Below are 16,074 nucleotides of genomic sequence, written 5' to 3' on the forward strand. Positions count from 1 at the left end.
GCCTACGTGAACGCCGCAGAGCGAACCTCGACGAACCTGCGCTCCATTACAACGCCCCTCCCCGACCTTCAGGAAGGCGCTTCATGCTCCGCTGCGGATCAGACTCAGTCCGGTCCCGTCGTCGAGCAGGCGCAGGCCGCGCTGGCCCGCAACGATATCGCGGAAGCTGGCGAAGCGCGGCGGCTTGAGCAGGTAACCCGCAGCCCCCAACTCCGCCGAGCGCCGCTGGTCGGGCTCATGGTCGGAGCCGCTGCACATGATGACGGTCAGTTCCTCCAGCGCATCGTCGCCACGGATCTGGCTGAGCAGGCTGAACCCGTCGATATCGGGCATGTTGATGTCGAGCAGGATCAAGTCGATGTCATTGCCGGGGTCGGATAGGATGCGGTGCGCCTCGCGCCCGTCGCGTACGCTACGCAGGTTGCAGCGCAGGCGGGGACGGCGGAACAGCGCCATTTCCGTCAGTTCAAGATCCGCCTCGCGGTCATCGACGATAAGCACGGTGGCGACATCGGAGGATGCGATCGATTCATCAGCTCCTGCCCCGGCGGGATCCTTCGCCTGCGCTGACAAGCCCGGATGCTCCGCTTCGGGCAGCGAGAAGTAGAAGGCCGCACCCGCCCCGGGCGCCGACCGGCAGGATATCTCCCCGCCATAAAGGCTGACAATCCGCCGGCAGATCGCGAGGCCAAGGCCGGAAGCGTCGTTACGGTGGACCAGCCGACGGAAGGGCTGGAAGATCTGCTCGCGCTGGTCCTCGGGAACGCCGGTACCGTCGTCGCGGACGAAGAACGTGCTGCGACCGTCGATCATCTCCCGTCCTATCGTCACGGTCACCCCCGGAGCATTGTGCAGGACGGCGTTGGCGATCAGGTTCTGGAACAGCTGGCGCAGATGGACCGCATCGGCGGTGAGCCCCGGCAGCGCACCGTGCACCACTTTGGCATCGCATTCGGCAATGATCCGGGCGAGGTTCCCGCGCACGTCGGCGATCACGTCCGCCAGCATGCACAGCGCGTGACCGGTGCGCGCGGGAGCGTCGAGCCGGGTATACTGCCCCACCGAATCGATCAGCGAGCCCATCCGCTCTGCGGATTCACCGATGTAGCGCAGATACGTGTCCTGCTTGTCGCCTGGCGCCTGCCGCAGCAGTTCGGAGAAAGCGATCAGCGTGCGCACCGGCTCGCGCAAGTCGTGAGCCAGCGCGCGGGTGAAGACGCCGAGGCTGGTGTGCTGTTCGCTGATCCGCTGCTTCTGCTCTTGCAGCGTGCGCACTGCGCCCTGCAGCCTCATGTAGAGTTCGGCGTTCTCCAGCGCCACCGAAGTCGTGTCGGCAAGCGCCTGCAGGATCGCCAGTTCCTCTGCAGAGGGCTCGTGATGATGCGACCAGTAGTTGCCGATGGCTCCGATCGGCGCGGCTGTGCGGATCGGCATCATAGCCAGGCTTTTCACGAAAGTAGGGCGATACGCTTCGACCGGCACTCGCGGATCGGCGTAGACGTCGGGGATGACCACGCTGCGGGCATTGCGCATCGCCCAGCCGCTCACGCATGCACTCATCGGAAAGCGCCTGCCCTTCCACAGCGGGGCGATGGCGCTTTCCTCGACGTAATAGCACTGGTCGCCATCGCGCAGCACGAAGGTGGCCCCGTCCGCCCCGGTCAGGCTCCGCGCTGCCTCGCCGACGATGGCACTGACGGCATCGAGGTCGCGGGCACGGGACAAATCCTGGACGACTGCGACCAGCCTCTCCATGGCCGCGACATAGAAGGCCGAAACATGAGTGAGGGTCGGGTCGGCATCCATCGCGTGTGCCTTTCATTCTGACGGAAATGGCTTCGGCCCTGGAATATTCTCCAGACCTTGCCGCCACTTTAATCGGCGCTACGCACAGTCGCGGATGACCGGGCCTTGACCGGCACTGCGCCCGGCCGAAGCCTTCACGCGTTTTTCGCGCCCAATCGGCACAGGCAGATAATGCAATAAATTCGCATCATACGCTGGCCGATTGACGTTCACCAAAGCCAGATCATGGCGGCAGCGAGGTATACGAAGCCTGCGAAGTTTAAGGTTCGTCGGTCATAGCGAGTAGAGAAGCGGCGGAAGTGTTTGAGGCGGCCGAAGCATCGTTCGATACTGCTTAGATGTTTGTAGATGGCTGCGTCATGAGGGATAGCGGCTAAAGGTGGCCAAGCGAAATTTGTGCGTTCAGGCCTGCATCTCATCAGGTCAGTCGCGCCGGAAAGAACAGCCAGCATTCGAGGTGACATGGCGTACCGAGCGATCTATCACAAGACCCGCAGGCGCTTCTCCAGCCTTGGGCACGAAACACAGCCAACCGTTGTTCGGCCGCTCCCAATCCTCGATGCTCATGGCGTGCCCTTCGCGCGTCAGCCAGTTGCCCCCTTCAGGAAATCGGACATATTCTCCGAGCCGTGACGCCCGCATGCTCGACAACTCCGCAACGTACGCGGCGAGGGCTTCGTCTCGGCCCACCCAATCGATCCAGCCGATCGGGTTGTCCTGACAATAGGCGTTGTTGTTGCCTTGCTGGGTGCGGCCGAACTCGTCACCGGCCGTAAGCATGATGGTTCCGGTAGAGGCGAACAGCGTGCCCAGCAGGGCCTTCAGGTCTGCGCTTCGCCTTGCCACCACCGCGGGATCGTCGCTCGGCCCCTCGACACCGTTGTTCCAGCTGAAGTTTTCGCCATGGCCGTCACGATTGTCTTCGCCGTTCGCCTGGTTGTGACGGTCTTGGTAAGCGACAGTATCGGCCAGGGTAAAACCGTCATGCGCGGCAAGGAAGTTTACCGATCGGCATGGCGCCTCCGGGCCTTGCGGTCCGAAGATGTCCGTCGATCCCGCCAGACGGGTCGCCAGTATGCCAATACCGCCGTCCCCCCTCCAGAAGCGGCGGACGTCGTCACGAAAGCGATCGTTCCATTCCAGCCAGTTGGCCGGGAACTTGCCGAGTTGGTAGCCGCCCGGTCCGATGTCCCACGGTTCCGCGATGAAAATACGGTCGGCGAGCAGCGGATCGGCGGCGATCTCGTCGAAGATCGGCGCAGCGGGATCGAAGCCCGGCCCGCGGGCCATGACGGGGGCCAGGTCGAAACGGAAGCCGTCGATGCCGCAGTTCGCAACGAAATGCCGCATGGTATCGAGTGCAAGACGGCGCACCGCAGGGTTGGCGAAGTCGAGGGTATTGCCGCAGCCGGTATCGTTGATAAGCCGGCCATCCGGTGCATGGGCGTACATCGCATCGTCGAGCCCACGCAGCGAGAGCACTCCGCCTTCGACGTCGCTTTCGCCCGAATGGTTGAACACCAGGTCGAGCAGGACGCCGATACCCGCTGCATGGAGCGCCGCCACCGTCTCGCGCAGTTCGGCGACGCCTCCGGGGCACAGGCCCGGATCGAGCGCCATCATCGCCACCGGGTTGTACCCCCAGGCATTGACCAGCCCGAGCGGCGGCAGGTGGCGCTCATCGATCCAGGCGATGACCGGCATCAGTTCGATGGCGGTGACGTGCAGCGCCTTGAGATGCGCCAGTACCGCGGGATGGGCGAGGGCCGCGACGGTGCCACGCAAGGCTTCCGGCACATCGGGGTGCAGCATCGTGAAGGCGCGGACGTTCAGTTCGTAGATCAGTGCGCCACGCGCGAAATGCGGCGGTTCGGGCGGCAGCGGCGCCTGCCTTGCGGGGACGATGGCACGGGGCACGATGTCTGCGGTGTCCTCTCCGAAACGGGCGAGGCGCGGATGCTGGATGAAGCGGCGGTCGAGTTCGCGCGCATAGGGATCGACCAGCAGCTTGGCCGGGTCGAACCAGAGGCCGTCCGTCGGCGCCCACTCTCCCTCGGCGCGGTAGGCATAGCGCAGGCCGGCCAGATCGCCCGGCAGTTCGCAGGTCCAGTCGTCGGCCTGCCGGGCCATGGCGTGACGCGTCTCGACCTCGCCTTCGAACAGGCAAAGCCACAAGGCGCGGGCGCGCGGCGAGCGGACCGTGAAGCTGGTCTGGCCCCCTTCCACGGTCACGCCCGGACGTGTCACGCGAGCAACCCTGCGTAAAGGTCAGCGTAAGCCCGGCCGCTTGCGGTCCAGGAAAAGTCGCACTTCATGGCGTTCTTCACGAGACGCTCCCACACATCCGGCTGGCGGTGGAGCTGCACCGTGCGGGTGATCGCAGCGGCGAGCGCGTCGTAAGTGACGCCATCGAACTGGATTCCCGTGGCGCAGCCGGCCGCGAGCGCCGCCGGGTTGGCGTCGATCACCGTGTCCGCCAGCCCGCCGGTGCGCGCGACGACCGGGAGGCAGCCGTAGGCGAGGCCGTAGAGTTGGGTGAGGCCGCAGGGTTCGAAGCGGGAGGGGATCAGGATCGCGTCGCCGCCGGCCTGCATGCGGTGCGACAGGGCCTCGTCGTAGCCGATGCGGATGCCGACCTTGCCCGGGTGACGGGCGGCGCCGTCGATCAGCGCCCGCTCCAGCGCGGCATCGCCCGAACCCAGCAGCGCGAGCCGTCCGCCGAGCCCGACGAGGTGGTCGAGCACTTCGGGCAGGACGTCCATGCCCTTCTGCCAGGTCAGCCGGGTGACGACGATGAGGATCGGTCCATCCCCTTGATCCAGGCCGAATTCTTCCTCAAGAGCGCGCTTGTTGGCACGGCGCCGATCGAGGTTGCGGTGCGAATAGCGGGCGGCCAGCGCGGTATCCGTGGCCGGGTTCCAGACATCGGTATCGATGCCGTTGAGGATGCCGTGGACCGCCGTGCCGCGCTCGACGATCAGGCCTTCGAGGCCCATGCCGAAGGCCGCCGAGCGGATCTCCCGGGCGTAAGTCGGGCTGACGGTGGTGATCGCATCGGCGCTGGAGAGGCCCGCCTTCAGCATGCCGACGCCGCCGTGGTATTCGACCCCGTCGAGCGCCCATGCGCCTTGGGGAAGTTCAATGCGATCAAAAGCTTCCGGGGCGAACCAGCCCTGAAAAGCCATGTTGTGGATGGTGATGACAGAACGGCACTCAACGGCACCTAACGGCACGTAACGCAGGTATGCGGGTGCCATGGCGGCCTGCCAGTCATGTGCATGGAGCACATCGAAGCCCTGCGGTTTGCCGCGCTTGACGATCACCCCGCCGGCGATCTCGGCGGCGGCTTTTCCGAGCGCCGCGAAGCGCTGCCAGTTGTCCGCCCAGTCGATCCCGGCGGCATCGGCATAAGGGCCTCCCTCCCGCGAATAGAGCGCCGGAGCATCGAGCACCAGCAGCGGATGGCCATCGGGCAGGCTGCCTGCCAGCAGCCGCGCCGGAGTGCCGAGCAGCGAGTCCCAGGCATGCAAGACCTTGGCGCGCCGCCCGCCGCCCAGCGCCGCGAGCACCGCAGGATAGCCCGGCAGCAGCGTGGTCATCTCGACCCCGTGCGGCGCCAGCGCGGCGGGCAGCGCGCCCGCGACGTCGGCGAGGCCGCCGGTCTTGACCAGCGGCACCGCCTCGGAGGCGACCGAAAGAACCTTCAGCGTCATGCCGCGCTTCCCGTCCGGCTCACAGGTCCAGCCGCTCGATCATCGGCTTGGTGATGAGGCAGACGCCGTTGTCGGTCCGCCGGAAGCGGCGGGCATCGAGCTCCGGATCTTCGCCGACCACCAGCCCTTCGGGAATGCGCACGCCGGAATCGATGATGACCCGCTTCAACCGCGCCCCGCGGCCGATGTTGCTGTAGGGCAGGATCACGCCTTCCTCCACGCTGGAGAAGCTGCCCATCTTCACGCCCGTCATCAGCAGCGAACGCCGCGCCAGCGCGCCCGAGACGATGCAGTCGTTCGAGATCAGCGAGGAGATCGCATGGCCGCGCCGGCCTTCCTCGTCGTGGACGAACTTGGCCGGGGCGGCGACGACGGCGTCGGACCAGATCGGCCATTCGCGGTCGTACATGTCGAGCTGCGGCACAGTGTCGGTCAGGTCGAGGTTAGCGTCGAAATAGGCGTCGAGCGTGCCCGCATCGCGCCAGTATTCCCCGATCTCCTCTGCCGCGCGGATGCAGCTGTCGGTAAAGCGGTGGGCCTGCGCGTGGCCGTGGCGGACGATGTAGGGGATGATGTCGCCGCCGAAATCGCGCTTGCTATCCGGGTCGGCGGCATCGCGGCGCAGCTGGTCGAACAGGAAATCGGTGTTAAAGACATAGATGCCCATCGAGGCCAGCGCCATGTCCTCCTGCCCCGGGATGCCCGGCGGATCGGCGGGCTTCTCGACGAAGGCGGTGATGCGGTCCTGCGCATCGACGTGCATGACGCCGAACTCGGTCGCGTCCATGCGCGGCACCACCAGGCAGCCCACGGTCACGTCGGCGCCCGAGTTGACGTGCTGCTGCAGCATCCGCTCGTAGTCCATCTTGTAGACGTGGTCGCCCGCCAGGATGACCATGTACTTGGGATCGTGCGGCTGGATGATGTCGATGTTCTGGTAGACCGCATCGGCGGTACCCTCGTACCACAGCAGCTCGGAGATGCGCTGGCTGGCGGGCAGGATGTCGAAGCTCTCGTTACGCTCTGGCCGCATGAAGTTCCACGCCCGCTGCATGTGGCGGATCAGGCTATGCGCCTTGTACTGCGTCGCCACGCCGATGCGGCGGATGCCCGAGTTGATGGCGTTCGAGAGCGCGAAGTCGATGATCCGCGCCTTGCCGCCGAAGTAGACGGCGGGCTTGGCGCGATTGTCGGTCAGCTCCCTGAGGCGGCTGCCTCGTCCACCGGCCAGGACATAGGCCATGGCGTCGCGCGCTAGCGGGGCGCCGGAAGCTGGTCTCATTTCGTGTCTCTCCGTAGTTATGTGTCTGATTGGAAACTTGATGAGGTAATTCAGGGCGTCGCGTCACCACCATCGTTCGTCATTGCGAGCGTAGCGAAGCAATCCATGGCAGTTCTGCGCCGCGCTGGATTGCTTCGCTACGCTCGCAATGACGAAGTGGTACGGGATCATAACTTCTCGCTTTGATGAGGCGGCAATCGCATCGTCTTATCCGGCGTATTCGAGCATGATCGTGGCCAATGGCGGCAGGGTGACCGTCGCGTGCCCGTCCGACGCCTTGACCTGGCCGAGGTTGCCCTTGCCCGTGCCGCCGTAGTGGACGGAATCGCTGTTGAGGATCTCGCTCCACTTGCCGTCGATCGGCAGCGGCACGCGGTATCCGGTGCGTATCGAGGGGGTCATGTTGGCGATCACCGCGATCGGCTTCGCGCCCGGCGCCTTGCGCAGCCAGGCGAAGACGCAGTTCTCCTTGTCGTCCACCACCAGCCATTCGAAGCCCGAAGGATCGCAATCGCCCGCATGCAGCGCGCGCTTGGCGCGGTAGAGCCGATTGAGGTCGCGCACGAGGTTGCGCACCCCTTCGTGCGCCGGCGCGCCGCGCAAGTCCCAGTCGAGCGCGCGGTCCTCGCTCCATTCGCGGCGCTGGGCGAATTCCTGCCCCATGAACAGCAGCTTCTTGCCCGGATAACCCCACATGAAGGCGTAGTAGGCGCGCAAGTTGGCGAACTTCTGCCAGTCGTCCCCGCTCATCTTGCCCAGGAGCGAACCCTTGCCATGGACCACTTCGTCATGGCTGAGCGGCAGGACGTAGTTTTCCGAGAAGGCGTAGACGAGGCCGAAGGTCAGGTCTTCATGGTGATACTTCCGGTGCACCGAATCGCGCGCCATGTAGCGCAGCGTGTCGTGCATGAAGCCCATGTTCCACTTGAAGCCAAAGCCCAGCGCGGTCTCGCGCCCCTTGCCGTCGCCTTCGTAGGCCGGCTGCGTGACGCCGGGCCACGCCGTCGATTCCTCGGCGATGGTCATGAAGCCGGGGTGCTCGCGGTAGACGGCGCGGTTGACTTCGCGCAGGAATTCCACCGCCTCCCAGTTCTCGCGCCCGCCTTCCTGGTTAGGTATCCACTCGCCCGCCAGCCTCGAATAGTCGCGGTACAGCATCGAGGCGACGGCATCCACGCGCAGCCCGTCGACGTGGTAGCGCTCGGCCCAGAACAGCGCGTTGTTGAGCAGGAAGCTGGCAACCTCGCGGCGGCCGAAGTTGTAGACCAGCGTGCCCCAGTCGGGCTGCTGGCCCAGCTTGGGATCGGCATGTTCGTAAAGCGCGGTGCCGTCGAAGCGGCAGAGGCCGTGCTCGTCCTTGGGGAAGTGCGCGGGCACCCAGTCGAGCAGGACGCCGATACCGGCCCGGTGCGCACCGTCCACGAAGCGGGCGAATCCGGCGGGTTCCCCGAAGCGCGAGGACGGGGCGTAGAGCCCGGTGGTCTGGTAACCCCACGAAGGATCGTAGGGGTGCTCGCTGATCGGCAGGAACTCGATATGGGTGAAACCCATCTCGACCACATAGGGGATCAGTTCGTCGGCCAGCGCGTCCCAGTCGAGGAACCAGTTCCAGCGATCGCGCTTCCACGATCCGGGATGGACCTCGTAGATCGAGACCGGCACCTTGCGCGCATCGACCGAGGCCCAGTGGTCCCGGTGCGCGTCGTCGCCCCAGTCGAGCTTGGCGGGGACGGCGGTGACCGAGGCGTTGTCCGGCCGGATTTCCGACATGAACGCGAACGGGTCGGCCTTGAGCGGCTGCACCGCGCCGTCGGCGCCGACGACGTGGTACTTGTAGGCGCGGTAGTCGCCGATGTCGGGGATGAAGATTTCCCACACGCCGATGTCGGCGCGCCCGCGCATGACGTGGCGCTTCGCATCCCAGTCGTTGAAGTCGCCCACCACGCTGACCTGCCGGGCGTTGGGCGCCCAGACCGCGAAGTGGACGCCGTGGGCGCCCTCATGCTCGATCAGGTGCGCGCCCAGCTTGTCGAACAGGCGGTAGTGGGTGCCTTGCGCGATCAGCAGGTCGTCCACCGGGCCCAGCACCGGCCCGAAGGTATAGGGATCGGTGACCAGCCAGTCGTGCCCGCGCGCGGTGCAGCGATAGCGGATCGGCTGCGGCTTGATGCGCAGCCGCCCTTCGAACAGGAAACGGTCGTCCACCTTGTCGAGCTTGCCGAGCCAGTGTCCGTCGAGGCTGAACGCCTCGACGGTCTCGGCGCCGGGCAGGATGGCCCTCAGGTGGGTGCCGTCCGGGCCGGCATGGGTTCCAAGAAGCGAGAATGGGTCCGCGTGAGAGCCAAGCAGCAGGGATTCAAGAGCGCTTTCGGGTGGCTTCACAGAACTTTCCAGATTTCCTTGGCGTACTCGGAAATAGTACGATCCGACGAGAACCACCCGACGTTGGCGATGTTCCGGATCGCAGAGGTGCGCCAGCCCGCTTTATTTTCCCACCGCGCGTCGACTTCGCGCTGGGCGGCGGTGTAGCTGTCGAAGTCGGCGGCGCACATGAACCAGTCATGCTCGTAGATGCCGTTGACCAGCCCCTCGTAGCGGTGCGGATCGTCGTGCGAGAACACGCCCGAGGCGATGGCCGACAGGGCCTGCCCCAGCTCGCGCGATTCCTCGATGATGGCGCGCGGGTTGTAGCCCTCGGCACGCTTGGCGGCGACTTCCTCGGCGGTGAGGCCGAAGATGACGATGTTCTCGTCGCCGACGTGTTCCTTGATCTCGACGTTGGCGCCGTCGAGCGTGCCGATCGTCAGCGCGCCGTTGAGGGCGAATTTCATGTTGCCGGTGCCCGAGGCTTCCATGCCCGCGGTCGAGATCTGTTCCGACAGGTCGGCGGCGGGGATGATCCGCTCGGCCAGGCTGACATTGTAGTTGGGGACGTAGACGACCTTGAGCAGCCCGCCCACCGAGGGGTCGGAATTGACGCGCCGGGCGATGTCGTTGGCCAGCTTGATGATGAGCTTGGCGTTGTGATAGCTCGACGCCGCCTTGCCGCCGAAGATCTTGACGCGCGGCACCCAGTCGCGCTCCGGGTGGCTGCGGATCTGGTCGTAGAGCGCGACCGTCTCGATCAGGTTGAGCAGCTGGCGCTTGTATTCGTGGATGCGCTTGATCTGGACGTCGAACATCGCGTCGGGATCGAGGCGGATGCCCATCGTGCGCTTGATGTAGTCCGCCAGCGCGACCTTGTTCGATCGCTTGACCTCGGCGATGCGCTCGCCCAGCGCGGCGTCGTCCGCCAGCACGTTGAGGTCGGACAGCTTCGCCGCGTCGTCGAGGAATTCAGGGCCGATGGCGTCCCTGATGACCTTGGTGAGCCCGGGATTGCACTGCTGCAGCCAGCGGCGGGGGGTGACGCCGTTGGTCTTGTTGTTGATCCGGCTCGGGTAGAGCGCGTGGAGATCGGCGAAGACCGTCTCCTTCATCAGGTCGGTATGCAGCGCGGCGACGCCGTTGATCGAATGCGCGCCCACGAACGCGAGGTTCGCCATGCGCACGCGGCGCTCCCCGCTCTCGTCGATGAGGCTGATCGCGGCGATCTGCGCGTCGGTCAGGCCCGCCTTGCGCGCTTCCCGCAGCACGCGGCTGTTGATCGCGTAGATGATCTGCATGTGGCGCGGCAGCAGGCGCTCGAACAGCGGCAGCGGCCAGGTTTCAAGCGCCTCGGGCAGAAGGGTGTGGTTGGTGTAGGAGATGGTCTTCTTGGTGACCTCCCACGCCTCGTTGAATTCCAGCCCCTGCTCGTCCACCAGCACCCGCATCAGTTCGGCCACGGCCACCGAAGGATGCGTGTCGTTGAGCTGGATCGCGGCCTTTTCGGGCAGGGTGCGGATATCGCCCTCGTACTGGACGTGGCGGCGCACGATGTCCTGGATCGAGGCGGCGGTGAAGAAATACTCCTGCCGCAGCCGCAGTTCCTGGCCGGCCGGGCTGGAGTCGGCGGGATAGAGCACGCGCACCAGCGCCTCTGCCCGCACTTTCTCCGACAGCGCGCCGAAGTGGTCGCCGGCGTTGAAGGCGTCGAGCTTCAGCGGGTCGATCGGGTTGGCGGTCCACAGCCGCAGCGTGTTGACGCGCTTGCCGCGCCAGCCGACCACCGGGGTATCGACGGCGGTGGCGTCCACTTCCTCGGCCGGGTTCCACGTCACCCCGTCGCCCGCCGCGACGACTTCACCGCCGAAGCCGATGCGGTAGGTGCTCTCCAGCCGCTCGAACTCCCAGGGATTGCCGTGGGCGAGCCAGGTCTCGGGCAGTTCCACCTGCCAGCCGTCGTCGATGCGCTGGCGGAACATGCCGTTCACGTAGCGGATGCCGTAGCCGTAGGCGGGAATGTCGAGCGTCGCCAGGCTCTCCATGAAGCACGCCGCCAGCCGCCCGAGGCCGCCGTTGCCGAGCGCCGCGTCGGGCTCCAACTCCTCGAGGTCGGCGAGGCTGAGGCCGAAGCTGGCCAGCGCCTTCTCCATGTCGCGCGTGACGCCCAGGTTCGAGAGCGCGTCGCGCAGCAGGCGACCGATCAGGAACTCCATCGAGAGATAGTAGACGCGCTTGCCGCCCGCCTCGTAAGTCCGCTGGGTGGATTCGATCCAGGAATCGATGATGTGGTCGCGCAGCGTCAGGATCGACGAGGCGTACCAGTCATGCTGCTTGGCCGCGCGCTGGTCCTTGCCGATGCGGCGGCGCAGGACGCGCAGGATATCCTGTTCCATCTGCGGGACGGCATCTTGCTTGATGTCGGACACGGGTTCGCTGGCCATGAGCACACTCCATAGCAGGCCATGCCGACGTACCGAATACGGCTCGACGGGACGGGCCGGTTGATGCCAGGACGAAGGCGATGCCCCCTTCCCGTTCCTAAGGAGCAATGGCTAGCACAGGCTTGCGATGCGGCAAGAGAGATTGTGCAGTGCGGCAATGATTTTCCTGCCCGGGAAGGGCCGGAACTGCCGGAAGGCGGTCCCGGCGCTCCCGCATGTACCGAGCGGACGATCATCCTGCCTCACCCTCGTCATTGCGAGCGCAGCGAAGCAATGGCGAGGATGTTGCCGGGCTGTGGATTAGCGGTCCTCTTTCCAGGTGCAGTCCTTGATCTCTATCCCGAGGTCGCCGACGAGTTCGCGCATGCCGAGCACGTCGAACAGCACTTCGCCCTCGCCGATGCGGCGGCGGAATTCGACTTCCTTGGCCGCGCGCGCCTCTGCATTGGTCACCGCCAGTTCGAGCAGCGCCTGGGGGATCACCAGCACTCCGTCCGAATCGCCGACGATCAGGTCGCCCGGCTCCACGAGCACGCCATCGACCACGATCGGCACGTTGACCGCCGCCGGGCCGCGCTTCTTGGGGTGCTCGGGAGAAACGGCGGTGGCCCAGACCGGATAGCCGAGGTCGCGGATCGCATCGACGTCGCGCGTGGCGCCATGGACGACGGTGCCCGCCAGCCCCTTCTTCTGCGCGAACGTGCAGGCGACATCGCCCCACAGCGCGCCCTGATGCCCGCCGCCGTTGGTCAGGACCAGCACGTCGCCCGCCTCGGCGGTATAGAGTGCGGCATGGATGGCGAGGTTGTCGCCCGGGAAGTTCCACGCCGTCACCGCCGGGCCGCAGACCTTCTGTCCGGGCGCGATGGGGACCATGGCAGGGCTCATCAGGCACATGCGCCCGGCGATCTCGCCGAGCCCCTCGTGCAGGTCGGCGATGCCGAACTTCGCCGCCCGCGCGACAAGCGCCGGATCGGGACGGTCCACCCTGGCATAGATCACGGACTTGGTGGGCACGGTCACGGCAGAACCTCCGGGTTGAGCAGGGTCGCGGGCACTTCGCCCCGGCTGACGGTGTCGATGACGGCGGCGACGTGGAGCGCCATGTCCTTCATTCCCGCCTCGGTCACGCCCGCGACGTGGGGCGAGAGCAGGCAATTGGGCAGGCCCAGCAGCGGATGGTCGCCGGGCGGCGGCTCCTGCGCGAAGACGTCGATCCCGGCCCCGGCGATCTGGCCCGCGCGCAGCGCCTCGGCCAGCGCGGCCTCGTTGACGATCCCCCCGCGAGAGCAGTTCACCAGCAGCGCATGGGGCTGCATCAGCGCCAGTTCGAGCGTGTCGATCAGGTTGCGGGTGCCCTGCGTCAGCGGCGTATGGATCGATACGATGTCGCATGCCAGCACGCCGGCAAGGTCGGTCGGACGGACGCCCTCCGCGCGGACCTCGGCGTCCGGTACCACGGGGTCGTGCGCCAGCACCTCGCACCCGAAGCCCGCGCCGCAGATCCTGGCCACCTGCCGCGCGATGCGCCCGAAGCCGACCAGCCCCACCCGCGCGCCGGTCAGGTCGCCCAGGCGGATGCCCCAGCGCTCGTCCCAGCGGCCACCGCGCACCAGCGCGTCCATGTCGCGCGTGCGGCGCAGCAACCCGAGCATCAGCGAGACCGCCCCCTCGGCAACGGCCGAGGCGTTGTTGCCGCCGGGGGTATTGGCGACCATCACCCCTTGCGCGCTGGCGGCGGGAATGGCGATGTTGTCCACCCCCGCGCCGTGCTTCACGATCGCCTTGAGCCCGCGCATCGATCCGAAGACCTCGGGACCGAGCGGGCTGGTGCGGATGACCAGCACGCTCGCCTCGTCCGCCCGCGGACCATGCAGGTCGATCACCTCATGCGCCGAGGCGATACGTTCGAGCCCCGCCGGATGGATTGGATCGATTATGCAGACGCGTTCTCGGGAATTCACGGCTTTTGCCTTCCGGGGGACGGGTTATGTATACCATCTGGGCGATGGCGCTGCAGGGCTTGGTGAAAGCTCTTTGCCGGAGGGTCAAGGCGTAATAGACCTTTTCGCCATCAAACATGTATCCGATCCGGGGCATTGCCGTCCGGGCGATAAATCGAGAGGACCGTCCATGTTCGCCGCCCCGCCCGCCGTCACCGCCGAAGTGTTCTGCCGCATCCCCGACACCTTCCGCCGGTTCGGCGAGAGCACCGAGTGGGCGCAGGTCCAGCTTCACGGCGCGGCGGCGCCGGTGTTCCTGGAGGGACCGGTGTTCGATGCCGGGGGCAACCTGTGGGTCACCGACATCCCCTGGGGCCGCCTGTTCCGCATCGCCCCGGACGGCACCTGCGACCTCGGCTTCGAATACGACGGCCAGCCCAACGGCATGAAGTTCCTGAGCGACGGGCGCCTGCTGGTGGCCGACCACCACAAGGGCATGGTCATCTGCGACCCCGCCACCGGCACATCGGAAACCTGGTTCGATCGCTACCTGCTGGAGCCGTTCCTGGGCTGCAACGACCTCACCGTCGCCCGCAACGGCGACGTCTGGTTCACCGACCAGGGGCAATCGGGCTGGCAGAATCCCAACGGCCGCCTGTTCCGGGTGCGCGCCGGGACCGGACGGCTGGACCTGATGCTGGACGGCATTCCCAGTCCCAACGGCCTCGTCCTCAACAAGGCCGGGACCGCGCTGTACCTGGCGGTGACGCGCGCCAATGCGGTGTGGCGCTGCCCGCTGGTGAACCCCACGGGCATCGAGGGGGACGAGGTGATCTCCAAGGTCGGCACCTATATCCAGCTTTCCGGCGGCTCCGGCCCGGATGGCCTGACCATCGACGCGAACGACAATCTGGTGGTGTGCCACGTCGGCTTCGGAGCGGTCTGGCTGTTCTCCGACCGGGGCGAGCCGATGCTGCGGATCGACGTGCCGGAAGGCCGCTACACCACCAATGCGGCATACGGCGGCCCGGACAACCGCTGGCTGTTCCTCACCGAATCGAGCACCGGCACCGTCTACAGGGTGGAGATGCCGGTGCCGGGCCGGGAGATCTACGAGGCGCGTATCTGAATTCCTCCCCGAGCTTGCTCGGGGAGGTGGCAGCCCGCCAGGGCTGACGGAGGGGGAATCCTGAAGGCCCCTCCCCCTCCACCACCGACTGCGTCGGCGGTCCCCCTCCCCGAGCAAGCTCGGGGAGGAAGATATTCCGGGTCAGCCCGCCTGCAGCCCGGCTGCCGCGATGCCCGCGAATGCCGCTTCCTCGTCCTTGTCGGAGAGGTCGCCGCTCACGCCCACGGCGCCCAGCAGCGCGCCAGCCGCGTCGCGCACCAGCACGCCGCCCGCCGCCGGGATCAACCGGCCCTGCCACGTCGCCGAGAGCGCGGCGATGAATTGCGGGCGCTCGGCGGCGATGTCGCCCAGCTTGCGGCTGGAGACGCCCATCGCCAGCGCGCCCGCCGCCTTGCCGGCGGCGATGTCCGGACGGCCGTAGCCGGAGCCGTCCTCGCGCTCCATCGCGACGAGGTGCCCCCCGGCGTCGAGGACGACGACGGTGAGCGGATTGAGCCCCATCGCGCGGCCCCTGTCGCGGGTGGCGGCGATCAGGGTGCGGGACTGGTCGAGGGTAATCATGCCGGGAGGTTCTCCTGAATCGATGGGCGAACCTTGGGGAAGGCCGCCGGGTTCTAAAGCGATTTCATCGCGTTGGAAACCGTCACCCGGCGATCGCGTCACCCGCGAGGTGGCCGCGCGCCAGCAGCGCGGTGCGGGTGCGGCGGATGTGCATGACGAGCGCCGCCTGCGCGGTCTCGACCTCGCGCTTGGCGATCGCGTCGTAGAGCAGCTGGTGCTCGAGGTCGTGCGTGCGCCCGCCTTCGCTCTTGTGCCCGCCTTCGCCCGGAGCGCTGCCGATCGCCAGCTTCATGTAGGCGCGGCGGTAGCTCTGGGTGGTGTCCCAGACCCGCTCGACGATCTGCGCCAGCAGCGGGGTCGAGTGGCGGCGATAGGTGATCCAGTGGAATTCGCGGCCCAGCGCGATCGCCTCGTCGATGTCGCTGGTACGCTCGTTGCGCTCCATCACCGCGCGCAGGTCGGCAAGGTCCGCCTCGGTAAGGTGCGGAACGCTGTCGGCAAGCAGCAGCGGCTCGATCCGCTCGCGGATCTCGTAGGACACCTCCAGGTCGCGGCGCGTCAGGCTGGTGACGCGCGCGCCGGCATTGGCGCGCATGGTGACGAGCCCGCGCGCCTCCAGGATGCGCAGCGCGTCGCGCACCGGGATGCGGCTGGTCGCCAGTTCCTCGGCCAGTTCGTCCTGCTTGATCCGCGCGCCGGGGGGCAGCGTGCCCGAAAGGATACGATCGGCGAGAATATCGGCGACACGCTCGCTGGCGGCGCCCTGGGGTACGGGAAGATCTCTGGTCATGGCGCCGTCCGGTTTTGGATACGTTTTGCCCATAGACCGTTC

General features: G+C 66.8%; 11 protein-coding genes. 1 reads left to right on the top strand and 10 read right to left on the bottom strand.

The features are described from left to right. Nucleotides 1–81: 81 nt before the first annotated feature. The 8 genes from V2S85_RS04030 to V2S85_RS04065 all read right to left on the bottom strand — a co-directional run bounded on the left by V2S85_RS04030 (nt 82) and on the right by V2S85_RS04065 (nt 13,573). A complete protein-coding gene (locus V2S85_RS04030; RefSeq protein ID WP_330701584.1) occupies nt 82–1,806 on the bottom strand; it encodes an ATP-binding protein in 1,725 nt (574 codons plus the stop codon). Nucleotides 1,807–2,229: 423 nt separating this feature from the next. Next, the gene (gene glgX, locus V2S85_RS04035) at nt 2,230–4,053 is read right to left on the bottom strand and encodes a glycogen debranching protein GlgX (RefSeq protein ID WP_330701585.1); all 1,824 of its coding nucleotides are present in this window, start codon (nt 4,051–4,053) and stop codon (nt 2,230–2,232) included. Further along, a complete protein-coding gene (gene glgA, locus V2S85_RS04040) occupies nt 4,050–5,519 on the bottom strand; it encodes a glycogen synthase GlgA (protein ID WP_330701586.1) in 1,470 nt (489 codons plus the stop codon). The genes glgX and glgA overlap by 4 nt, the downstream gene beginning before the upstream one ends. Before the next feature lie 19 nt (nt 5,520–5,538). Beyond that, on the bottom strand, nt 5,539–6,801 hold the full coding sequence (glgC, locus tag V2S85_RS04045; RefSeq protein ID WP_330701587.1) for a glucose-1-phosphate adenylyltransferase: 1,263 nt from the start codon (nt 6,799–6,801) through the stop codon (nt 5,539–5,541). 207 nt (nt 6,802–7,008) lie between these two features. Further along, entirely contained in the window at nt 7,009–9,183 is a 2,175-nt protein-coding gene (gene glgB, locus V2S85_RS04050; RefSeq protein ID WP_330701588.1) for a 1,4-alpha-glucan branching protein GlgB, read from the bottom strand. After that, a complete protein-coding gene (locus tag V2S85_RS04055; RefSeq protein ID WP_330701589.1) occupies nt 9,180–11,609 on the bottom strand; it encodes a glycogen/starch/alpha-glucan phosphorylase in 2,430 nt (809 codons plus the stop codon). The genes glgB and V2S85_RS04055 overlap by 4 nt, the downstream gene beginning before the upstream one ends. Nucleotides 11,610–11,909: 300 nt before the next feature. Next, a complete protein-coding gene (locus V2S85_RS04060; protein WP_330701590.1) occupies nt 11,910–12,632 on the bottom strand; it encodes an RraA family protein in 723 nt (240 codons plus the stop codon). Next, nucleotides 12,629–13,573, bottom strand: a complete 945-nt coding sequence (locus V2S85_RS04065) for an NAD(P)-dependent oxidoreductase (protein WP_330701591.1) — start codon at nt 13,571–13,573, stop codon at nt 12,629–12,631. The genes V2S85_RS04060 and V2S85_RS04065 overlap by 4 nt, the downstream gene beginning before the upstream one ends. A 169-nt stretch (nt 13,574–13,742) precedes the next feature. Here V2S85_RS04065 and V2S85_RS04070 point away from each other — a divergent pair, with 169 nt between their 5' ends. Continuing rightward, nucleotides 13,743–14,681, top strand: coding sequence for an SMP-30/gluconolactonase/LRE family protein (locus tag V2S85_RS04070; RefSeq protein WP_330701592.1), 939 nt, complete (start codon nt 13,743–13,745; stop codon nt 14,679–14,681). Nucleotides 14,682–14,822: 141 nt separating this feature from the next. On the opposite strand, the gene V2S85_RS04075 is transcribed toward V2S85_RS04070, so the two are convergent. Together V2S85_RS04075 and V2S85_RS04080 are read right to left on the bottom strand one after the other, a co-directional pair. Then, on the bottom strand, nt 14,823–15,242 hold the full coding sequence (locus tag V2S85_RS04075; RefSeq protein ID WP_330701593.1) for a GlcG/HbpS family heme-binding protein: 420 nt from the start codon (nt 15,240–15,242) through the stop codon (nt 14,823–14,825). 82 nt (nt 15,243–15,324) lie between these two features. Continuing rightward, nucleotides 15,325–16,032, bottom strand: coding sequence for a GntR family transcriptional regulator (locus V2S85_RS04080; RefSeq protein ID WP_330701594.1), 708 nt, complete (start codon nt 16,030–16,032; stop codon nt 15,325–15,327). Nucleotides 16,033–16,074 lie beyond the last annotated feature (42 nt).

This window comes from Novosphingobium resinovorum (genome assembly GCF_036352595.1).
GTDB lineage: Bacteria > Pseudomonadota > Alphaproteobacteria > Sphingomonadales > Sphingomonadaceae > Novosphingobium > Novosphingobium resinovorum_B.